14 protein-coding genes and 3 pseudogenes are annotated in these 21,043 nt (G+C 41.7%); 3 read left to right on the forward strand and 14 right to left on the reverse strand.

Going from position 1 to position 21,043, the window contains the following annotated elements; all coding sequences use genetic code 11:
- Positions 1 to 281 precede the first annotated feature (281 nt).
- The gene (locus HRE53_RS01045) at positions 282 to 1,079 is read right to left on the reverse strand and encodes a phytanoyl-CoA dioxygenase family protein (RefSeq protein ID WP_235108749.1); all 798 of its coding nucleotides are present in this window, start codon (positions 1,077 to 1,079) and stop codon (positions 282 to 284) included.
- 661 nt (positions 1,080 to 1,740) lie between these two features.
- On the opposite strand from HRE53_RS01045, the pseudogene tnpC reads away from it, so the two are divergent.
- Positions 1,741 to 3,198 (forward strand): annotated as a pseudogene (tnpC, locus tag HRE53_RS01050) (IS66 family transposase).
- Between the two features lie 7 nt (positions 3,199 to 3,205).
- Here the strand turns inward: tnpC and gntT are convergent.
- A complete protein-coding gene (gntT, locus tag HRE53_RS01055; protein ID WP_255801079.1) occupies positions 3,206 to 4,474 on the reverse strand; it encodes a guanitoxin biosynthesis MATE family efflux transporter GntT in 1,269 nt (422 codons plus the stop codon).
- Positions 4,475 to 4,832: 358 nt separating this feature from the next.
- Here gntT and HRE53_RS01060 point away from each other — a divergent pair, with 358 nt between their 5' ends.
- Positions 4,833 to 7,016 (forward strand): PhoX family phosphatase, encoded by a 2,184-nt coding sequence (locus tag HRE53_RS01060; protein ID WP_235108751.1) that lies wholly within the window; start codon positions 4,833 to 4,835, stop codon positions 7,014 to 7,016.
- 236 nt (positions 7,017 to 7,252) lie between these two features.
- On the opposite strand, the gene HRE53_RS01065 is transcribed toward HRE53_RS01060, so the two are convergent.
- Positions 7,253 to 7,807 (reverse strand): WcaF family extracellular polysaccharide biosynthesis acetyltransferase, encoded by a 555-nt coding sequence (locus tag HRE53_RS01065; RefSeq protein WP_235108752.1) that lies wholly within the window; start codon positions 7,805 to 7,807, stop codon positions 7,253 to 7,255.
- 438 nt (positions 7,808 to 8,245) lie between these two features.
- Here HRE53_RS01065 and HRE53_RS34835 point away from each other — a divergent pair.
- Positions 8,246 to 9,347 (forward strand): annotated as a pseudogene (locus HRE53_RS34835) (ISAs1 family transposase).
- 20 nt (positions 9,348 to 9,367) lie between these two features.
- On the opposite strand, the gene HRE53_RS01080 reads toward HRE53_RS34835, so the two are convergent.
- From HRE53_RS01080 to HRE53_RS01120, 11 genes and pseudogenes are all read right to left on the reverse strand, one after another.
- Positions 9,368 to 10,150 (reverse strand): glycosyltransferase family 2 protein, encoded by a 783-nt coding sequence (locus HRE53_RS01080; protein ID WP_235108755.1) that lies wholly within the window; start codon positions 10,148 to 10,150, stop codon positions 9,368 to 9,370.
- Between the two features lie 984 nt (positions 10,151 to 11,134).
- Positions 11,135 to 12,337, reverse strand: a complete 1,203-nt coding sequence (locus HRE53_RS01085; protein WP_235108756.1) for a glycosyltransferase — start codon at positions 12,335 to 12,337, stop codon at positions 11,135 to 11,137.
- 68 nt (positions 12,338 to 12,405) lie between these two features.
- Positions 12,406 to 12,561, reverse strand: a pseudogene (locus tag HRE53_RS35095) (DapH/DapD/GlmU-related protein); the annotation flags it as partial.
- A 1,733-nt stretch (positions 12,562 to 14,294) separates the two neighbouring features.
- Positions 14,295 to 14,678, reverse strand: coding sequence for a hypothetical protein (locus tag HRE53_RS01095; protein WP_235108758.1), 384 nt, complete (start codon positions 14,676 to 14,678; stop codon positions 14,295 to 14,297).
- Between the two features lie 112 nt (positions 14,679 to 14,790).
- Entirely contained in the window at positions 14,791 to 16,095 is a 1,305-nt protein-coding gene (locus HRE53_RS01100; protein WP_235108759.1) for a glycosyltransferase family 4 protein, read from the reverse strand.
- A gap of 104 nt (positions 16,096 to 16,199) precedes the next feature.
- Entirely contained in the window at positions 16,200 to 16,856 is a 657-nt protein-coding gene (locus HRE53_RS01105; protein ID WP_235108760.1) for a hypothetical protein, read from the reverse strand.
- On the reverse strand, positions 16,747 to 17,208 hold the full coding sequence (locus HRE53_RS35100; protein WP_396133408.1) for an acyltransferase: 462 nt from the start codon (positions 17,206 to 17,208) through the stop codon (positions 16,747 to 16,749). Before HRE53_RS35100 ends, HRE53_RS01105 begins: the two co-directional genes overlap by 110 nt.
- 121 nt (positions 17,209 to 17,329) lie before the next feature.
- Positions 17,330 to 18,487, reverse strand: coding sequence for a glycosyltransferase family 4 protein (locus tag HRE53_RS01110; RefSeq protein ID WP_235108761.1), 1,158 nt, complete (start codon positions 18,485 to 18,487; stop codon positions 17,330 to 17,332).
- A 9-nt stretch (positions 18,488 to 18,496) separates the two neighbouring features.
- Positions 18,497 to 20,002, reverse strand: a complete 1,506-nt coding sequence (locus tag HRE53_RS01115) for an ABC transporter ATP-binding protein (protein ID WP_255801084.1) — start codon at positions 20,000 to 20,002, stop codon at positions 18,497 to 18,499.
- Between the two features lie 312 nt (positions 20,003 to 20,314).
- A complete protein-coding gene (locus HRE53_RS35105) occupies positions 20,315 to 20,551 on the reverse strand; it encodes an FkbM family methyltransferase (RefSeq protein WP_396133439.1) in 237 nt (78 codons plus the stop codon).
- Positions 20,541 to 21,038, reverse strand: coding sequence for a hypothetical protein (locus HRE53_RS01120; protein ID WP_235108763.1), 498 nt, complete (start codon positions 21,036 to 21,038; stop codon positions 20,541 to 20,543). The genes HRE53_RS35105 and HRE53_RS01120 overlap by 11 nt, the downstream gene beginning before the upstream one ends.
- Between the last annotated feature and the right edge of the window lie 5 nt (positions 21,039 to 21,043).

Genomic DNA, 21,043 nt, shown 5'->3' on the forward strand with positions numbered 1-21,043 from the left:
ACATAACCGCGATTGTAGCGAAATCAAGATGCACAAGATAGCTGAGTACCCTCTTCTCTAAGTCAATCAACCTTTCAAGCAACCCAGAGCATGGGCTGATGAAAAGACCTTTGGCATCTCAGATAGGATGGCTCAAGCCTTCTACATTCTGCACTAAATATATCCATTGGCAAAAAGTTTATTCCACTATGGCAGGTGAACCCAAAAAATATGTCGGAAAATGATAGTCCCTAGGGTTTAATGACCTACCGACAGCTCAATTCACACCCCATGGAGAATCACTACTGCCACTCCAGAGTCTGACTCATTTCCCGTCGTGACAAACGATGCTTGAGGCGATTGATGGGGTTTCGCCCTCGATAGGATTGGACAAACTCTGCATGGGGCTGTCCCTGTTTAGCAACCTTTAAAAAAGGCGGTGGGATACCGGGATCATAATCATTCGTGGACATGTACTCAATCACATATGCCCAGCGGATTCCTTCTGTCTTGTTCGGTGTAGTTTTGTGCAGGGTTAAAGATGAGAATAAGACAATATCTCCCACCTCTGCAGTAATAAAGGTAGGAGCCTCGGGTTCACCTTTATAAACCATATGGTTATTAACTTGTCGATGGGGCAATAGCTGATGGTGACTACCAGGCACTAGCCAAAGTCCCCCATTTTCGATGGTCATCTCAGTAAGAGCCACCCAAAGTTGATAGTGGGTCTGCTTAAAGCCGTTATAAGCATTATCCTGGTGCCAGGGAAAAGTTTTGGCTCCCGGTCCTTTGGCGACCGCTTGATCCCATCTCACCCAAAAGTCTGAACCAATAAATGGATACAGGAAGTTGACGATTTTGGGTTGGGAAACAAATTTTTGAATCGATTCGTTGTGCCGATAAAGATTGGCATAAAACCGCAGGGTGCCTTTGGTTAGACATTGATCTAAACATTGACGACTCTGGGGAGATTCGATCTGCTCAATGAGAGCTGCCATCTCTTGGGGAGAAAAGAAATTCTTAATGACGACATATCCCTGCTGCCCGAAGGTCTGTTGAAGGGAAATGGAAGGAGTCTGCTGTTGTGTCACGATTTCCATATTTTCCATCTGTAGCTAAACCAGACCATTTGTGAACTAGAGAGGAAGCCCCAAGCAATCTGAGCTGCTTTGAAGCAGGGTAATACAAATTACCCTGATCTCTAATGATCATTCCCACCCCAGATGGATATCCTATCTTGATTCATATCAAGATTTATTTTCTACAATTCAGAAATTATGGGTGTCTCACAAGAATTGAAACTAAATAATGGACCTGAGCAATCAGACTCAATAGAGAAAACTTTAGAAAAACTTAAAAGTTCAGATAAGATATCAAATTCAATATGTTATCAACACTACATTTTTTTAAAAACAACTTGCACATAAAATATCCAACTTTTAGATATTCTTGTGGTCAAGATATATTAGTAAAAAACATGCTATAGTGTATTCCTATCTAAGACTTTATATTTTCCAAAAAGCCTTAAGCCTCGCCTAAACAGTCGAGGTTTTTTTCTTATTTAAATTCTATATTTTACCAAGGTACAGATATTATTCTAGAGAAAAGAATTTCCTAAGTCTGGCCTAATGAAGATTGATAGTTCTGTTGATTTTTTAGAATCTGCAAGGACAGAGAAAACATCAAGGTTGCCATGTAAATTGTGTAAGGATTCAGGTGTCAGGAGATTGACAAAAAAGTGGGAACGGTTAGGGTGTCAGTATGAAGCCTATCCAGATTCCAGCAATTTCAGAACGGGAGAAATTGGTACTAACACCGACTGAGAAGTTAGTTGATCTGGTACTGCGTCAGCAAGAAATTATTCAGCAGTTATTAGAAGAAGTAGAACGGCTAAAGAATAAGGTAAATAGTGATAGTCGTAGTTCATCTAAACCCCCATCGAGTGACATTCACAAGCGTTCAGAGCAGCAGAAAGCATCTCCACCCCAAGAGGGAAAGGGCAAGCGAAAGCCTGGAGGACAACCGGGTCATCCGGGGAAAACACGCCAAGGATTTGGTCGCATAGATCGCCATGCTGTCGTTCGTCCGTCAGAGTGTCCAGGCTGTGGAGGGACAACTTTTGCGGAAACACCGACAAGAGTACGAGAGTATCAAGTTGCTGAATTAGCGGAACAAGCAATTGAAGTGGTGTTATATGAGCAGCACTGTTGTGAATGTGGGACTTGTGGGCTGGAGGTATGGGGCGTATTACCGCCAGAGGTCATTGGCACCCAAAGTTTAGGAGCAGGGTTGCAAGCGCTGTTAGTGTGGCTGGGCAACTACGGTCATCTGTCCTATGAGAAGCAGCAGGAGCTATTACTGGAATTGGGTCAGATTGTAGTTGGGACTGGTACTCTACAAGCCACCAATGTGCGTCTGTCCAAGGCGGCTAAAGAGGCCGTGACCCAACTGGGCTTATGGGTCAAAGACTGTGAGCATGTACAAGCTGACGAAACGCCGTGGTTGGTGAAGGGAGTCAAGGAGTGGATGTGGGTCATCTGCGGGCCAGAGTTTTGTGTTTTCCATGCCGGAGATACTCGTTCTAGAGCAGAGCTAGAAACCCTGTTAGGAAAGAGTTTTGCTGGCGTACTCAGTTCCGATGATTTTAGTGTTTACAATGGCTATCCCGTCCGGGCTCAACAAAAGTGTTTAGCTCATTTGAGACGACACTTCAAGAAAGTCATCAAACTCAAGCATGGTGACAATCCTCAACTCGGCCAAGTGTTCCTCAATTTGATTGATGCTGCTTTTGATGCTCATCGGCAATGGCGAGAAACTCAAGATGAGAGTGCCTACCGCAATTGGGTAGCGGGCTTTAAGTTGGAAGTACAAACGGCTATTGAACAATAGATACCCAAAGCTGGATATGCAGCGGGCCTATTGTTGCGCTCTTTGCGGAAAAAAGCAGAGCAATGGTGGTATTTTCTAGACCATCCAGAAGTGCCTCCTGACAACAATCGTTCGGAACGCTCCTTAAGGCTGGCTGTGACTAAGCGCAAAGTCTGTGGGGGATCTCGCTCAATGGAAGGCTTTGCTCAGACAGCAATTCTATTAACAGTGATTCAAACTTGTCGCGCTCAAAAGCGTTCGGCTTTTGAATTTTTCAAGCAAGTCTTGATATCAGGTAACTTACCAGAAATTTATACAATGCCTTCGCTTATCCCTGGAAATAGCCCCTGAATCCTTACTAAATTGTTAAAGAGGTCCATAGCAAATGATTGCTTTGAAAATACCAACCTGCGATCGCAATCGGTGCATAGCCCATCCCCAACGCCGTCAAGGCTGAATTCCGCAGAATGGCTCCCTCTTTCAGGCCAATAAAATATCCTTCCAGCACAAAAGCCACCGCCGTTAGGCTGAGTAATGGCACTAGCCAGATCACATAGGCATGGATGGAGTAGCTGACCTCTGTATGACTGGTCAACAGTCCAAACACCGTCACCGGGAATAGAACCGACAGAACTGCAAAGGGCAAGGAGATCAACAGTCCATGGACAATCGACGTGTAGAGGACGGGCATCATCCGTTCCGACTCCCCTTTGCCCTTAAAGTTGCCGACTAGGGTCTGAGTCGTTAGCCCTACTCCATTCACCGTGAACTGGCTCAGCAAGGCAATTTGGAGCAGCAGACCATTTTCCGCCAGGATAGTAGTGTCCAAGGTAGCACTGAGGTTGGTGAAAATGGCATAGGCCGAAATCAAAGCCACAAAGCGGATCAGAATATTTCCTTTCAGCAGTAGGGTGGATTTGAAGGCAGCGATATCCCAAACCTGCTTTAAGGCCGCAGGCACCCTAGCCCATTCGATGCTGAAGAAAACTGCCACTAAAGCCACCCCCAGAGCGAGGTATTGACTCAGGGCAGTCGCTAAACCAGCCCCAATGCTGTCCCAGCCCCAGCGGTTAATCATTAAGTAGTCCAGCAGGACATTGGAGCCATTGCCCACCAGAGAAATGATCAGGACAACCCGATTCATTTCCCGCCCTAAAAACCAGCCAATCAGCACGAAGTTAAGCAATACGGCGGGGGCTCCCCAAATGCGGGTGTTGAAATAATCGAGCCCAGCTGCTTCAATTTCAGGCGACCCAGATAAGACGGCAAACCCCAGACGCTGTAAGGGATATTGGAAGAGAAGGATGAGGATGGCTACTGCGATCGCAACCATGCAACTTCGCAATCCAGCCAACAATACCTCGTGGTGATTGTTCTCACCTTCCGCTTGGGCCGTAATGGCGTTGGTACTATTTCTAAAAAACTTGAGGATGCGATACAGGTAATCGAATAGAATACTTCCTAAGATCACCCCAGCCAAATGGCGAATATCGTCGAGATGTCCCAGAAAGGCCGTATCAAACAATCCCGCCAGAGGCACCATCATATTGGAGAAGGCACTCACTATAGCCAGTTGATAGAACCGAGGTAGAAAAATTCTATAGTGAGCCGGTATTGATAAGCCCATACCTTACCTTTCTCATCACCCTTAATCTGCATCCATAAAGAAGATTCAAAAGAGAGGGGGAATCCAAGCGTTAGTCAACCAAAAGGCAGGGCTTAATTCAGTTCAATCATTCCAGACTTTTCAAGCATTGGGTTGGAATGATTACCCTTTACTTCTTCTTAGCTAAGTACATATTAGTAACTGATAGCATAGTTTTTTCGGACCTTGGAATAAGCTTATTTACACCTTAATCTGAGGTTTACCGATTATTAACCTTCCTAGTACTGATCTTCTAAATCTTCAGTATTTGGGACAATTCATTACCTTTTCTTAAATTAATTGCGATAGCCTTAATCTTAGGTTCATCACCCTATTATTCATGTCCATCAGCCGCCGAGAATTCTTGCTATTTATGGGCGCAGCAACCAGCATGGTTGCCTGCAGTGCCTCGAAGAATAGCCCCTACCGTTCGTCAGCCGCAACGGAAGCAACTATTTCCTTCCAGCCCGTCCGGGTGCCCATCCCTCTAGACATTGAGGGTCTATCCCCGGAACAGCAAAAGCAAGCCTACAGTACCTATCAGGTCATTGATGATTTAGTCCTGCCGGAAGGCTATGTCTATGAAACCATCGCTGCCTGGGGAGATCCGGTGGGCGATTCTCGGTTTGGCTACAATAATGACTTTGTCTCCTTTGTGGAGACGGCACCGGACTCAGGCTATCTGTCGATCAATTTTGAATACATCAGCGGCAAAACTTGGATGCTGACCTATGAGCAGGTCTTAGGCAAGTCTCTGCCATTTGATCAAGTTCGATCGGCTATGGGACAAGAACAAATTGACGCCTTTGCCCTATCAGCAGATGATCCGCTCAAGCAACAGATTGAAGCGATTGCCAAAGAAGGACTGATTGATCAAGGCATTGGGGTCATCGCTATCCAATCCAAAAAAGGCAAATGGGTACGCAAGCCTTCCCCTCAAGATCGGCGGATTACTGGGATTTCTGGGTTGGAAGATGGCCGCTATTTAAAAGCCACCGGACCTGGGGTGGCGGTATTTACCAAGACCAACAAGCGGGGCTATGACGATAATTTAGGCAGTCGTATTATCGGCACCTTCCAAAATTGTGCAGGCGGGACCACCCCATGGGGAACCATCTTGAGCGCCGAAGAAAACTTTCAAGACCAAGTTCCCGATCCAGTGATGGCAGATGGCTCTTCCTTTCCCCCTTCTCATACCCCATTTGAATTCACAGAAGATAAGATCGATGGTCGGGGGAATCCCTTTGGCCTAGCCGGGAATAAATATGGCTGGATGGTGGAAGTCGATCCGAGCAATCCCAAAGACTATGGCACCAAGCATACCTGGCTAGGACGGTATCGCCATGAGGCTGTTGCCGTGAATGCACTGGCAGGTCAGCCTTTGGCCGTGTATTCGGGATGCGATCGCAGGGGCGGTCATCTCTACAAATTCATCAGCGCCGGCAAAGTCAAAAACCCCACGGACAAAGCCAACTCCAAACTCCTGGAGAACGGCATGCTTTACGGTGCCCAACTAAATGCCGATGGGACGGGTCAATGGATTCCCCTGAAAGCTAGCACTCCCATTAACCCTGTTCTTCCCAGTCAGGTTCTAGGCAAATCTGACTCTGGTCTGGTTAGATTACCGAACCCCGATCGCCAGGAAGGCGGCTACATCAACGTCACTAACGATCAAGACGCCTTATCCTTCCAGCAAACCTTTAAAACCTTAGGCGATCTCTATGAAGGCAGTGCCAGTGAACGTCAAGGGGCGATCCTGGTCGATGCTCACTTTGCAGCCAATGCGGCTGGAATTACTTGCTTAGCCAGACCCGAAGACACCGCCTTTGACCCAGAACAGAAGGCGCTTTTTGTAGCCTTTACGTCCGGTGGGCCTGGGGGAGATGGCGGTCCCGACCCACAAATCTTTCAAGGCCCCAATGGAGAAGCACCCTACGAATATGGGTGGATTATGAAAATCATGGAAGCAGACGATAACCCAGCCGCTATGCAGTTCCGGTGGGTGATGGTTGCCGTAGGTGGAGAACCCGCTCAGGATGGCCTTGGGTTTGCCAATCCAGACAACCTAGAAATCGATGCTCAAGGCAATCTGTGGATGGTAACGGACATGTCCACCAGTAAGCACAATCTGGCCATTCCCAATCGTAGTGGTGTTGATCAATCCAAACTACGGGGTATTTTCGGAAATAATACAGCCTGGTATTTACCTTTGATGGGCACCCATGCGGGTAAAGCCTTTCCTTTTGCGATGGGTCCGATGGATAGTGAGCTTTGTGGATTATGTCTACATCCCAATCAAAAAACTCTTTTTTTAACGACTCAACACCCAGGTGAAGCAGGGGGCATTCGGCAAAAAATGGCTTCTGAAACCCGAGAAATCGGCATGCTAACGACCGATGGTCAGGAATTCCTCCAGTCTAGGGGTGTGCCGATCGGCTCCAACTGGCCAGGGAAAAAGGCAACAGATCCACCCAAACCGGCTTTGGTCATCATCTATCGACCGGATGGCAAAGCTTTGATCTAGAAGCTAATGTTAAATGTAAACCAACATAGGAAGAAACTCCTAAATTACACTATTTATAGCCCGATATCGGCTTTTCCAACGAAAATACGATTCGATTCGTCCTAAGCAACCCTGACTTAACAATTTTTCTAGCTCAATAGCTGTTTTAGGGAGATTATTCCATTCAAGTTGAGAAGGGTCATGTCAGGTAACAATTGCAACAAGCATTACTTCCTTCACCCGGAAAAGGTCACGGGTTAAAACCCAGCATCGCTCATTTGTCGAGTTTTTACGGGTCGGGCGGGATTACCTGCATAGATGGTCATGGGATCTAGGGATTGGCCCGCAACACTACCAAGGCAAAGTACTGCGCCATGACTAATAGTGACCCCGGGGCCAACCACAGCCTTGGCCCCGATCCAGCAGCTTGATTCCAGGTGGATGGCAGACAGTCTGAGGGCAAAGTTGGGATCACGCCAGTCATGGTTGCCGTTGCCAATATAGGCTCCTTGAGAAATACAAACGTGATCGCCAATGTAGATGTTGGTAACATTATCGAGCCAGACTTGTTCACCTAACCAGACGTAATTGCCAATCGAAATCCGCCAGGGAAATTTGATCATGACACCAGGTTTGACCCTGACACCTTCACCAACTTGAGCACCGAACAACCTCAACAGCCAAACTTTTAGACCGGATACAGGGAGCCAGTAACTTTGAAATAGAGGTTGGCCCAGAAAGTACCATTGAAGTTGTTTGAGATAGGAGGCACCGGGAGTATACTCACCGACGGAATATTGATCTAGACGCATATAAGGTACAACAAACAAAGGTGAGTGCAAGATGAGTAAGTCAGAGATCCATTGATATACTCAAGGCGGTACTTATTGAGGCTTACTAGCGAAAACCAACCCAATACAACCCTTTTCCCTCCAGTATTAGAAAGTGACCCGTGGTGAATACTTTTGCTCATCTCAACAATATAGTCATACGCTGAGTAGACCTTATCGGAAATAAAATGGGTGAGAAATAACTTCAAACGTCTATGTCGCAAGTCTTTGAGGCCGATTTTTCTCCAAAAACAAAACGCTTTTCCAGTAAGGCTTTCAGCTATTTTCGATAAGGTCTATTATAGTGTTCCGTATGAGACGCTGGTGCGCTTTCCCAAGTGTAGTTGGTAAAGGTCTGACTCAGGGCTATTTCATTCAAAAATGAGGGATGATATGCAGGCTGCACTTCTTTCATAATTTATGTCATCGCTAGCTATTGTAGATGCTTTTTCAGACCTACCAGACACCCGTCGCACCGCAGGTTTACGCCATAAACAGACCTTGTGTTTAGCCTTGTTCACCCTTGCCGTTGCAGCAGGGAATCGAGGCTTTCTTGCCATTGGTGATTGGCTCAAGTCTTACCATGACCCATTGTTGGCATTGTTCAATCCCCCCAAACAATGCTTACCATCTTACAGTACGATTCGGCGGGTATTGCTTCGAACAGATGAAGAACGATTTGCTCAATGCCTCAGCCACTTCTTTGAGATCGTTCCTCAGCCTGGAGAAACCGTCGCGACCGATGGCAAGGTGCTCAAACATTCGTTCCTATCTAAAACAGACAATCCTTATTGTCAGCCCCATCCCGCAATCATGATGGTCACAGGCTATGTGGTAGAGAGAGGTTTAATCTTGCCCCCTTATGAAGTTGACCAGAAGACCAATGAAATCAAGGCCTTGCCTGAAATGATTGAGCAGCTTGCTCTCAAAGGAGTGGTCTTTGCCTTTGATGCCATCAACACCCAAAAAAACAGCTCAGCTCATTGTTGACAGTGGCAATGAGTATCTCGGGGCGCTCAAAGGCAACCAGAAAGGCTTATTGACTGATGTGAAAGCGCATTTTAAGCCAGAATCAACGGTTGAAACCCTGGAAAAAGGGCATGGCCGCATTGACAAGCGAACCGTTAGTATCTGCCGTGAACTGAGTAATATTCGACAATGGCCAGGTCTCAAAACACTCATTCGGGTTGAATCACAACGCTCTGAAATCTATGACGACATGATTGTCGATACCCAAGAGACTCGCTATTACATCACGTCATTGCTGGAGGAGGTAGAACCTTTGGCACAAAGAATTCGGGGGTATTGGGGAGTAGAAAACAAGGTCCATTATGTTCGCGATGTCACCCAAGGTGAAGATGCTTCAAGGATTCGGACCACACCCCTTATTGGCCTGTTCGTACAAGCGCGTAATCTATCACTCAATCTTTATCGAGAATATGGATTCACCAATATGGCTCAGGCAAAGCGACGATGTGAACAATCACTAGAAGTTCTGATGGATGTTTTTAGAATGAAATAGCCCTGGGGTCTGACTAGTTGTCATGATGGGCTATAGATATTAGCTAGTTCAGCTTCAATCAATCGGATGGCAAGTAGCGTTTCAGCTAGCATTCGTTGGCAGGCGTAATATAAGCCTCTCCAGCCATCAAGAACTCCTCCTCTAAAAATGAGACAATAGAAAAAAATAATTAGAGGAGCTAGAAGTTTAGTTTTTCTAATTCGATCCCCCCAACTCAGCTCTTGATAAGTTGCTGCCGATAGTTTTTTAGCTTCGATGATCATGTAGCGATCTTGCGCCCACAGCCATCGACTTAAGAGCTTGCGATCGTCATGAAGAATGGGATGCTTGAGGGTTAGACTTCTTCCCGTAACTTGAAGGAGTTGAGTGTGACCATCATCTATGTACTTTGAATGGGCACAGCGAAAGAGTGCCTGTCTAGGGGGTAAAAGAGTTCCATGCAGGGGTTTACCAAAAACACAGTATTTGAAATGAATAAAGTAGCCTGATACCTGTGTAGGAGGATTAAGTGTTTGGATTTCTTGAACCAACTGGTCTGTGAGTACATAGTCAGAGTCGAGAGATAAGGCCCATTTCGATTGGATTAACTGAAGCCCGAAGTTCCATTGCAGAGTATGGGTATCAAACTTACGTTTGAAAACTTGAGCGTTTGGGTAACGAGAAATCAAATCTAAAGTTTGGTCTGTACTGTTACTGTCTATAACAATGATCTGCTTAGCCCAGGCTAATTTTTCTAGAACCCGTTCAATATTTGGAGCTTCGTTATAGGTCAGAATCAGAGGCGTGATATCTTCAAGCTGCATCTTGGATTTATCTCTGTTTGGTTGATGCTTTCCCTCTGGAGTTAGCTCAGGTTTGGTTGAGTTGACGATATCCATTTTTTCAAGGAGTCATTGTAGATTGAGTTCATCAATTAGATTGATATCATATGTGGGTATAGGTCTAATAGGAGGACACCCAATTTAGTTTTATTTGGCTGATGCGCTCTTCACTTGAGCGTATAATTGATGACTCAATTCCATGGACAATGCGGAACTTTATCGTAATACTGGATGATGACGACTGACACTACTACAAAATTATTGATAGAGAACTATTCATAACTCGTGCGCTTCAAATTCAGCATCAAAATGTGGGTGAGAATATTCACGTTGAGCTAATCATCCTGATCCCGTCAGAGCAATCTAGAGAAAACCTTGGAAACATCGGCGGTTAGTATCTCCAAGCAAGGTGCTACAATTCCAGACCTGGTATGAATGCGTCATAAAAACTGGATTGATAACGCTGGATATTTTGCTCCTGCTCTAGAGCTAATCCTAGAACTGCTTTCGCTTGGAACTATAATAATTGCAAAAGGATCAGGAAGTAATACTACACAAGCTTTATTGGCTCCATAAGATACAAAAATACTAGATTGTTAACTGACAACTGACATACGTTGAGGGCTGACTGCCTGACACATCTCTGAAAGCCTTTTCCTCGTAAGGTTTTCGCTGCGAGAATAGCAACGCGATTCCCTTAGACAAAAGAGTAGGTAATACGGTTTGATTGCGTTCGGTGTGCAAAAAATAGCAAAAGCTAGTCTTATTCACCTGGCTATTCAGCATTCAAAAACTACGTATCTAAAGGCTTTAAGGTACTTATGTCAGGCAGTCAGCGTTGAGGGTTATCAGCGAGATTGTATATTAGTTGCAAATCGTGGCCACGCTTGCCACAGAAAAATAGGCTAAATTCTCTTCTATTGACGGGATTTGAATGTGAAATCTTTACACTTTTCTAGTCTTTCCCTATGTTTTTTTTGAGATTGGAGTCTGATGAGAAATGGAAGGATTGTTGAGGATGGCACTATACACTTCAATCAACTGCGCCGTAATTTTATCCCAGGTATAATTTGCGAGGATAAATTGACGGGCAAGATCACCCATCTGTTTTGATTCTTCTGGATTGTGTAGACAATGGAGGAGAGCACTGCTAATGGCATCGGGGTTAGGTTCAACAACATGAGCGGCTTTAGCAGTTTCAGCTTCAGGGAAATTACACCCTGTAGAGATGATGCAAGGAAGGCCTGATACCATTCCCTCGAGAACAGACATGCTAAAGCCTTCAGAGTAGGAAGGGGCAACGTAGACATCGGCTGCGGCAAGAGCAGCATATTTTAATGTACCAGTGAGCATACCAGTGAAGGTGACTGCAGAAAGACAATTGGCATCAGTAAAATACTGCTGAGCCATAGATAAAAATCCAATATTATCCGGCCCAGCAACAACCAAATGCGCATCAGAAAATTGGTGTTTAATTTTGCCAAAGGCTTGAGATAGCAGATCCAAGCCTTTTTTGGGATCGATACGACCCAAAAATAAAATTAGCTTCTTATTTTGGGTTTCTGGAAATTTCCAAAAAAATTCCTCAGCGCTTGGTAATATTTCAAAAGCTTGAGGATGAATGCCGTTAGGAGAAATAATAAGTGGTACTTCTAGATTAAGGGGCCGAATTTGCTTAGCCTCAGTTGAAGCTAGCATTTGGATAGCGCTTGCTCGCATCAAGGCTGGCTTCTCAAATAGATCATAGTAAATCCGTTTTTTCCAGGCTTTATAGGATAAGGCCCAAGGTTCGAGCATTCCTCGGGGAATAACAACATAGGGAATATTATTCCAACGGCAAGCTAAGTAAGCGGGCAAAATAGGAACAGAAAAAATCGCATTGGTTTGAACCAGATCATAGTCCCGAATGTGTCGAAAAAGCCAGCTTGTAATAGGGAGACTCAGTTTATAGTCACCAATACCCCAATAAGGAAAGTACTGTACTCGGTAATGGTCCTTCTGAATCCATTGCCCCAAAGGTACGTCCAAAACAGAATCACCATTTGCGTTTGTAGCTATTACATCAACGTTAATGCTTGATTTGCCTAACGATTGGGCAAGTTCTATAACGCTTTTAGATGGGCCACCATAAACAGAACCTAAGGCAGGAACAACAACTAGGAGCCTCATATTACAAGTAAATCGGATGAGGAATAATCAAGTTAGGCGTATGATTCCATATGTTCATCATTGTATTTACGGTACTTTATAACTTTAGCGGGAACACCAACTGCAACAGCATAGGGAGGAATATTCTTAGTTACCACACTATTCGCACCGACTATAGCACCATTCCCAATATGAATACCCTTACCAATAAAAACACCTCGACCAATCCATACATCATTCCCAATTTCTACCGGAGCTCCGAGAAATCCTTGAGAGCATATAGGAATATCTAGCTGAGAAAATTGATGATCATTATCTCGAATAGATACAAATTCTCCTATCCTGGTATTATTCCCAATGGTTACACCATAAATGGAAGAGATATAGGTGTAATCATTCAAGCCAATATTTGATCCAATGCGTATGAAAGCTTTAGGACCACAGTTCAAAAAAAACCCCTATACCGAAACTACAATTATCTCCAATTGATATATCACGAAAGGCATAACCAAAACGCGGCAATCCCTGAAATCGAGAAAACTTACCTATTTTTCTAAACCAAATTTTAGGTAGAAAAAAAGTATATATAAGATCTAGTTAAGCAGTGAATAAATTCTATCGCTTTGAAAAGTTTAGAAAAAAAAGATATAAATCATCAGAAATCCATATGCTACTAACTGGAACCTCTATCGAATAAGCTATTAGACAAAATCATGAAGACCTTAACATTGCTAAACATAAAGATCAAGACTACTGCCATCGATTTATTCATGACTTATCACCATTGTTCTTGAGCGCGAGCATAAATAAAACAGCTAGCATGTGTGAAGGGTACTTCAAAAAATCAACTCCAATTGAAGACAACTGAGTGTTATTAACAAGTTACTATGGTAATACTAAGCGTTTCAATCTCTACAATTCCCAAAGAAATCTATTTTTCGTGGTGCCTATTATTATTATTTTCTCTAAGTACATGACAAAAACTCTGAAAGCCGTGTACATTAGTACTCTTAAGATCTAAGGCTTTAAGCCATTCCCTACAAAGGTTTCGGGCACTTTTATAGAATTGGAATTATCTGCAAATAAATTTCTTGTGATTCGAACTAGTACATGGTACATGAGAGTATTTCCAAATACCGTATGTAGTAATCAATTGAAGTATACTATGCTGAATAAAAGTTCCTATTCCATGCGTCACACCGACTAATGCCGGTGTTGCAAGTCCAATATATAGAATTTGGCTATATATGCTTGATTTATATAATGAAGAGACCCAAATAAACTTAAATAAATAAGCAATTGCAGCAAAAATCAAGCAGCCAAAAACACCAAATTCAACATAACTATCTCCTATTCCAGTTGTGGTAGATCCATTCGAGAATCCATTGCCAAAAAAAATAAACTAAGTCATCCGAGCTAAAAACAGTTGGAAACATAAGTGAATCTTTAAATTCATCTCCCAATATTTGAGCCGGAATGTACTGAAATATTATGTCATTCCAAAAACCTGTTCCATATCCAAAGCTAGAATTTTTTATCTAATAATTCAATTAACATAGCAGCATTTCTTAGTTCTAATACATCACCAGTAAGAATTATCCTGTCAATTCCAGATGAAAATTCAATTGAGCTTATTTGACCTGAGAATATTAGTGACCAAAAATCACCACGCAGAGCCTCCTAAGAGTGGGATAAGAAATGTAGATCCAATGATAATGCAAATTACTATCAGTCTAGAAGGAAGAACTTTTTTTGTATAAAAAAGTGTTATTCCAACTGAAATAACAAGAATAAAAGTAGATGTCCTCCTACCTGCTATAAAAAATCATGTATAGAACAGGAATAAGAGAAAATAGTAACGCTATAAAGTCTTTCAATCTTTTTTTTCTTAATGCAATATTCAGCAAAATTGCGAACCCAATATGCCTAAGATTCCCCAAAAAAATAAATAATAGTTGCTGGCCCAGTCGGATTGGAATTAGAGGCAACCTGGACAGCAATTATTTGAAGAAAAAATTACCGAGGCTAGTCCAATACTAGAAAGAAATAATCCACTTAATAATAGTTTATCGTCGTTTGCTTTATGGTCAAACTCATGTGGCTTACTAAGACCTATTGGAATCTTATATCCTAGGTAGCACATGACCAAGCACATAATTGTCATCAAAAGAACTTTCTCTACTGACTCTACTGCAACAACTCCTGGATTTTTCAGCAAAGAAAAAGCTTGAGGCGAAATAAATGACAAGAAAATATACCCCATCAGGGTTGGAAATTCATATATTTTTTCTCTATAAAATATCCCTCTTAGTAGTAGTGAAGTACAGATTAATATTAATAGCTCTAAGTATACTTGTGGCATAAATTAAAATATCAATAAATGCATTTTTTAAAGGCGAAAATAAGCTGGATAATTAAATCTAAGAAATATAAACTAAGTCCAATTAATATCGGGGAAGAATCAGCTGCAAATTTCACAGCTTTTTCCCAGAGTTAGTTACGACTGGTACCGGTGTACTCACCATCATAGCGTCTGCAAAATTATCTATTGCTTTTGCCTGCATTTGCTCAACGTTTATTCCTAACTTCGTACTGCAATCATTATTAGTCACTTGTTCAAAGAGATTTAGTAGAGATACCGCTATAGCTTTACTGTCTTGTATCGGGACAATACTACCACCAACTTCATTACTTATTATTGAACCTGAATTGTGAGTCGTAACTACTTGTAGACCAAACTTTAAAGCTTCATAGATAACCATTGCTGATCCCTCGCACAAAGAAGGCAAAACAAATACATCCGCCCAGGTATACAAAGCTGCCATCTCTGAGCGAGGCACCCGCCCGAGGAACTGGCAAACTTCACTATAGGGTTGCAGAACTTCAGAACGTAGCTCAATCGATCCTGCCGCCTTACAAACAAAAGGAACTTTACCTTTGAGTTGTAGCAACACTTCAAGTAAGTAAGGAATACCTTTACGTAAGCCAACTGAACCTGCGAACAAAATGTGTAATCCTTCAGGTCGCTCTTTCCAGGGAGATTGGGATTGACCCGACATGAGTTGAGATGCAATTAACGGAGCTGAATCTTTCACTCGCCCCAGAGGCACTACCATGATCTTTTCAGCCGAAACACCCCGTGCCATCAGCGAGTCTTTCACAAACTCAGAACCACAAATAATTTGATCTGCCAGGTCTTGTTCCTGTTGCTCTCGATCGGCAAGCTCTCGATCAGCATTAGTCAATGTGAATGGGTAAGAGGACCAACCAGGCCAGCGAGCCTCTTCAGCTTGCATAAGCTGGTAATAGTAATACCGCTCTGCCAGAGTTTGATCCAGAATGCACCTTAGATTTTGCTGCTTGGCATACTGAAATAATTCCAGACAAGCACCGTTAAAACCGTATACCGTATCAGCATCTCCCAAGCCATGCTGAATGATTCGCCGACAAAAAGACTTCCCAGCTTCAATATGAGCTGAAGCGGTACTCTGACCTCTTAGCTGCTTAAGGGATTTAGTATAGTTGTAGCCTAGTACTGGAAAATGCACAATCTTTGCACCCTTGAGAGCAGGGTCATAGCGATCGATCATCCGCTTCATAACAGCAGGCAGATGTTCACTAATCCGTGAGTGGCGTAGAAGATTGAATGGTATGCGATCGCCTGAGTAGAAGTCTGTGTATAGAGTATCAAGAACATTCCACTGGTGTAGGAGAATCGGCTCTTGATAATGTTTTCTAGCACCTAATTGTGCTACTGCAACTTTGTTTGATGAAATCATTTTTCCCACCAGATCGATCTACATTTTTGATATGGAAGTTTAACAGACGAATATTAAGCTGAACGACTTACCACCAGATAAGATTTCTAGAGAGCTAGCGATGCTTAATCTAACAATTTTAAAGGGGCAGTAGATTTCAAGGTCCAGCGCTCAAATAGCCAAAAGAATGCAAAGCCAGAAAATATGCAGAGTAAAGTTGCTAACAACGTCAACACTAAGGACTCTGACCTCATATTAAAAGGATCTACGATAGATTTCATCAACAGTAGAAATGGCCTATGGGTTACATATAAGGAATAGGAGAATAAACCTATCCAAGAAAATATTTTCCCCCAAGATTTGCTCCAGAAAGCTCCACCACGCGGTGTTGTGCTGAGATAAACTACTGTGCCGCAAAATACAGAGACAACAAAAAGTTTGAATAGGATAGTAGCTTTTGTGCCAGCACTCAAAACAACTAAGCACGAAATAAAAGTCAAATATATCCAGTATTGAATATTGGATATGCTCGCGCTGGGCAACCAGGTTCTACAATCTAGTGATGTTCTACCAGCCTCCAATTCTGCTAAGAATATTCCGACTCCCCAAGTGAATAGATAGGGAATAAATAGAGAACCTCCTGAACCTTTATAAGAAAATGAAACAGAAAAGTTAAGCCATAAATCCATGGCTAAATAAGAAAAGCTGAAAAAAGTCATTAGACCCAGAACAAATGAAGCACCTTTTCTTGAAGAAATCCAATAGATAATCGGATAAATCAAGTAAAAAATGAATCTCTATGGCAAGTGTCCAAAACACAGTATTATGTGCAAAACTCGAGGCCACTATCCCCTGCAGTGATAGCAAACTGGCTACAAAAGCAAATAAAGAGTTATTTTGTCCCGAAACGAGGGACGGCTCTCTAGCGGCAACATAGACATGAATAACTGCAGTAAGACATAATGCAGCGATGTAAACAGGGTAAATCCGAAAGATTCGCCGATTTAAATACTTTCTTTTGCTTAATTTAGACTTTGGATTCTTGGCTAAGAGATATGCATTCTTACGGTGAATGCAGTACCCACTCAAAACGAAAAATAAATCAACTGCTAGACCACCAAAGCTCAATGGCATAGATAGCCTAGCAAAGCATTCGGACTCAAAGTTAATCCATAGGTATCCCAAATCTCTCCTATCCCTACCCAAAACATCGGTCTTGCATGGTACAAAACAATGATTAAAGCTGCTAATCCTCTCAATGCATCAATGGCATAGCTACGTTGTGTTGCTTTTGTTGATAAATCGCTTTCAAGTAGTTCAGCCATGATATTTTAAGCGCTTCGTAAGAATAATGCTCAAAGTAGAACCGTTGTAACCGCCTTTGATCAATTTCACCTTTGGTAAATGCTGAGGTGATTTGCTCTAGCCCCTCAAAGAACCTTATGTCATCAGGAGCAACCACCCGAACATCTGGATTATTACGTCCATAATCAGGAATACCGCCAACTCCATAAGCCAAAAACGGCACCCCACAAGCCATCGACTCCAACAATACAAGAGGTGCACCTTCTGCACCAATCGTCGGTAGTAACGTCAGATCATAGCTACTCAATAAGTCAACATATGCTTGTCCTTCAGGATATCGGCCTAAGCATTTCACCTCTTTTCCAATACCTGCTTTAGCTATATAGGAGCGAATAAGATCTTCATCAGATCCTGAACCATGAATATGTAATTCAGATAGGTATTCTTTTAGCTTTGACCATTGCTGCACTAACCAAAATGCTTGCTTATGAGGAGCTAATCGACTAAATAATGCAGCCTTAACCTTACCCTTTGTAACCTTTATAGCTGTCACTTCAGGCAAATTCGCTGTAATTTCTAGTGGTTCAGGAAATGCTGGCAAGGTAGAAACTTCTTTCTTCCATCCAAACTCTTTTGAAAATGCTTGGGATACTGGTGTGGCTTGACCAATCACCTCATCAAACCAGAGTTTGACGCACCAACGTGAATCTTGCCAACCATTGGGAACTCCAGACATAACTTCATGGAATATCCGAATAGGCTTAGCTTTTGATAAGAGAGGTGGAATAAAAAGGTTCCAGCCAGTACCTATGGCTAGATAAATATCTGGATCAAACTCATCAATAATTTCTACTATCTCTTGCAATCGTCTAAGACCGCCAAGATTACGATTAGAAGTTGTAGTTTGATATGCAGCACAAAACCTTAGTTGAACATTATTATTCCATGATTGTTTTAAAAATGATTCATCAATAGGCAGACTCTTAGAAGTACCTAGCGACAACACTAATACCTCAATACCTTCTTCACCTAATGCTTTTGCTAACCAGCGAATATGACTTTGAATTCCTCCTTGACCGGCTAATATTCCTGCAATTAATATCCGCATAATTATGACTCAGAAAATAGTTGCAATACTATTACTTGCCTGCAATGTATGTAGTGAGTAATATAAACCTTTAGCATCAATTAATTCATTATGCATGCCTTTTTCCAAAATCTTTCCTTCTTGTAAAAGAATAATTTGATCAGCTCTCTCAATGGTAGATAGTCGATGAGCAATTACAACTACTGTACATTCCTCACTAATTTCTTCAAGAGCTGTTTGAATAATACGTTCTGATTTGCTATCTAAAGCACTAGTTGCTTCATCCAGAATCAAAAGATCAGGCTGGCACAAAATTGCCCTAGCAATGGCAATTCGCTGCCTCTGCCCCCCAGATAACAAAGTACCTCTATTACCCACAATAGTATCAAAACCATTCGGTAAGGCTTTAATAAAATCAAGAGCATGAGCCTTTCTAGCAGCTTCAATAATTTTTTCGTCAGATGCTTTTCGAACACCGTATGCTATATTTTCTCGTACTGTCTCGTTAAACAAAAAAGTATCTTGACTTACTACAGCAATAGCTTGATGCCATGATTTTCTAGTAAAGTGACGTAAATCTATGCCATCGACAAAAATAGAGCCTATATCTGGATCATACAATCGCAATAACAAATCAACTAATGTTGACTTACCGCTACCTGATTGTCCTACTAAAGCTACCGTATTTCCTTTTGGGATAACCAAATTGAAATCACGAACTACAGGTTCATTATTACCTGGATAGGCAAATGTTATATTTGAAAACTCTACTGTCGAAGTCAAGCTACCATATTTTTTTTCTCCATCAGAAAGCATTTTTGTAGATGTTCCAATCAAAAATTTCTCTATAGTTTCAAAGCTTCCCCAAAGCAATGAAAGTTGAGATCTTAGAGAGCTTAAGTGATTTACTCTTGGGAGTGTTCTTAAAAGAGTTAATATATATGTCAAGAGAATAGGTAAAGCAATCTTATTGTCTCCATTTAAAAAATAATTACCTACTAAAAGCATCCCCAAGAGAACCATAATTCCCGTTGTTTCAGTGAGTGGTGCAACAGCAGAATTAAATTTATAGGCATTTAACTCTGAGGAATATCGCTTCCATAAAACTTTTTTAATACGTTTTAGCTCATGACTCTCAGAAGAAAATGTCTTAATTAAACGAATACCATTTAAGATTTCAGCAGTCAGGTCTGAAAAATCATTTAAATCACGAGCTGTATTTTGACCATACCTTTGAACACCTCTAACAATAAATAATTTTAGAACAAAAGCAACAGCTAGCAAGCTTATCCCCGTGAATATGGTCATAACAGGGGATAAAGTGATCAAGAAAATGACCAAGGCGGTTAGAAGGATGATTTCTCTTGCTATTTCTAAAATGGCAGAAAATAGCTTTTCACTCCGATTCGAATGATCATTAACGTATCCTAAGAGCTTTCCAGGTCCGGTATTATTGTAGAAAGATATTTCTAGTTGCAAAAAGCGTTCTAAGCATTTTTTGACGGAGTAGAGTACCACTGCGTAACATAAAAGCATTAATACATAGGCTAGAAATATAAAGATTAACGTTTTTTTAAGACAGTAAGAAATAGTAGAAGGACTAAAAGAACTAGAAATTGTTGACTATCTGGTATTTTATCTAGAAAGTCTTGAAGACCAAAGAACAAATTAGATACTTTTCCTTCAGAAGATGTTGCTCCCAATACTTGAGTAAGTGGCAAAATTATTAAGTTGCTACTTATCTCAAGCAATGATACAAAAAATTGCGAAAATGATTGCAATAATTGCTAGGGTACTATTTTTTTAGAAAAAATAGCTAAAAACAAACTCTTACTTCTCATTGAAAAACTATCGTTTGAAGATCACTAGTTCTTGACCATGACACTTAACAGGAGACTCTGCCATTTCTAAACCAGCATACGCTAATTCTTTAAGAAGCTTTTCTCTACATTTTCTAGATGTTTGATGTAACTCCATAAAGACTAAATTTGTAGATTTCAGAATATCTTGATAGCACTCTACAAAGTCAAATTCACTACCTTCTATATCAATTTTCAGTAGATCTACAGTACGTCTATTTATCAGTTTTTTCTAGATTTAAATAATCAATAACATGAGGCTTAGCCTTTGAGTTCTGCTTCAAACTTGTAGCCAGGTAGTTCTTAGGATTTATCCATAAGGTTTCGTTTCCACTTTTTTTTCCTAAAAGACCTTGATATATTTGAGCATTTGTTGCAAATCCAGCATTTGATATAGTTTTCTGGAGAATGTCCTGTAAATATGGGTTAGGCTCTACAAGTAAATATTCAGATTGAACATTGTCAAACTTGCTTTGAATACAAGTATTAGTTAGAACACTAAAGTGTCCACAATGTGCACCGCAGTCAACAATTAGTTGAGGTGGTTTTTGGATATATTGAAAAACCTGCCAATAAAAAGGATGACAAAATACATCCTTAAAGCTGGCAACTGCGAATTTATTATCAAGGCTAACCTTTGAATTTTCAGAGAAATTAAACTCACAAGTTATCCATGGACTTAAACGTCTATACAAAAAAAACGGTATATTCATAAAAA

Source organism: Acaryochloris sp. 'Moss Beach' (assembly GCF_021497025.1).
Lineage (GTDB): Bacteria > Cyanobacteriota > Cyanobacteriia > Thermosynechococcales > Thermosynechococcaceae > Acaryochloris > Acaryochloris marina_A.

Excerpts from the sequence above, each read along its gene's own strand:
- HRE53_RS35100 (WP_396133408.1), bottom strand. The coding sequence starts at position 17,208 with ATGCCATTGAGCTTTGGTGGTCTAGCAGTTGATTTATTTTTCGTTTTG.
- gntT (WP_255801079.1), bottom strand. The coding sequence starts at position 4,474 with ATGGGCTTATCAATACCGGCTCACTATAGAATTTTTCTACCTCGGTTC.
- HRE53_RS01115 (WP_255801084.1), bottom strand. The coding sequence starts at position 20,002 with ATGCTTTTATGTTACGCAGTGGTACTCTACTCCGTCAAAAAATGCTTA.
- HRE53_RS01060 (WP_235108751.1), top strand. The coding sequence starts at position 4,833 with ATGTCCATCAGCCGCCGAGAATTCTTGCTATTTATGGGCGCAGCAACC.
- HRE53_RS01095 (WP_235108758.1), bottom strand. The coding sequence starts at position 14,678 with ATGCCACAAGTATACTTAGAGCTATTAATATTAATCTGTACTTCACTA.
- HRE53_RS01065 (WP_235108752.1), bottom strand. The coding sequence starts at position 7,807 with ATGCGTCTAGATCAATATTCCGTCGGTGAGTATACTCCCGGTGCCTCC.
- HRE53_RS01120 (WP_235108763.1), bottom strand. The coding sequence starts at position 21,038 with ATGAATATACCGTTTTTTTTGTATAGACGTTTAAGTCCATGGATAACT.
- HRE53_RS01080 (WP_235108755.1), bottom strand. The coding sequence starts at position 10,150 with ATGCAGCTTGAAGATATCACGCCTCTGATTCTGACCTATAACGAAGCT.
- HRE53_RS01045 (WP_235108749.1), bottom strand. The coding sequence starts at position 1,079 with ATGGAAATCGTGACACAACAGCAGACTCCTTCCATTTCCCTTCAACAG.
- HRE53_RS01085 (WP_235108756.1), bottom strand. The coding sequence starts at position 12,337 with ATGAGGCTCCTAGTTGTTGTTCCTGCCTTAGGTTCTGTTTATGGTGGC.
- HRE53_RS01110 (WP_235108761.1), bottom strand. The coding sequence starts at position 18,487 with ATGCGGATATTAATTGCAGGAATATTAGCCGGTCAAGGAGGAATTCAA.
- HRE53_RS01100 (WP_235108759.1), bottom strand. The coding sequence starts at position 16,095 with ATGATTTCATCAAACAAAGTTGCAGTAGCACAATTAGGTGCTAGAAAA.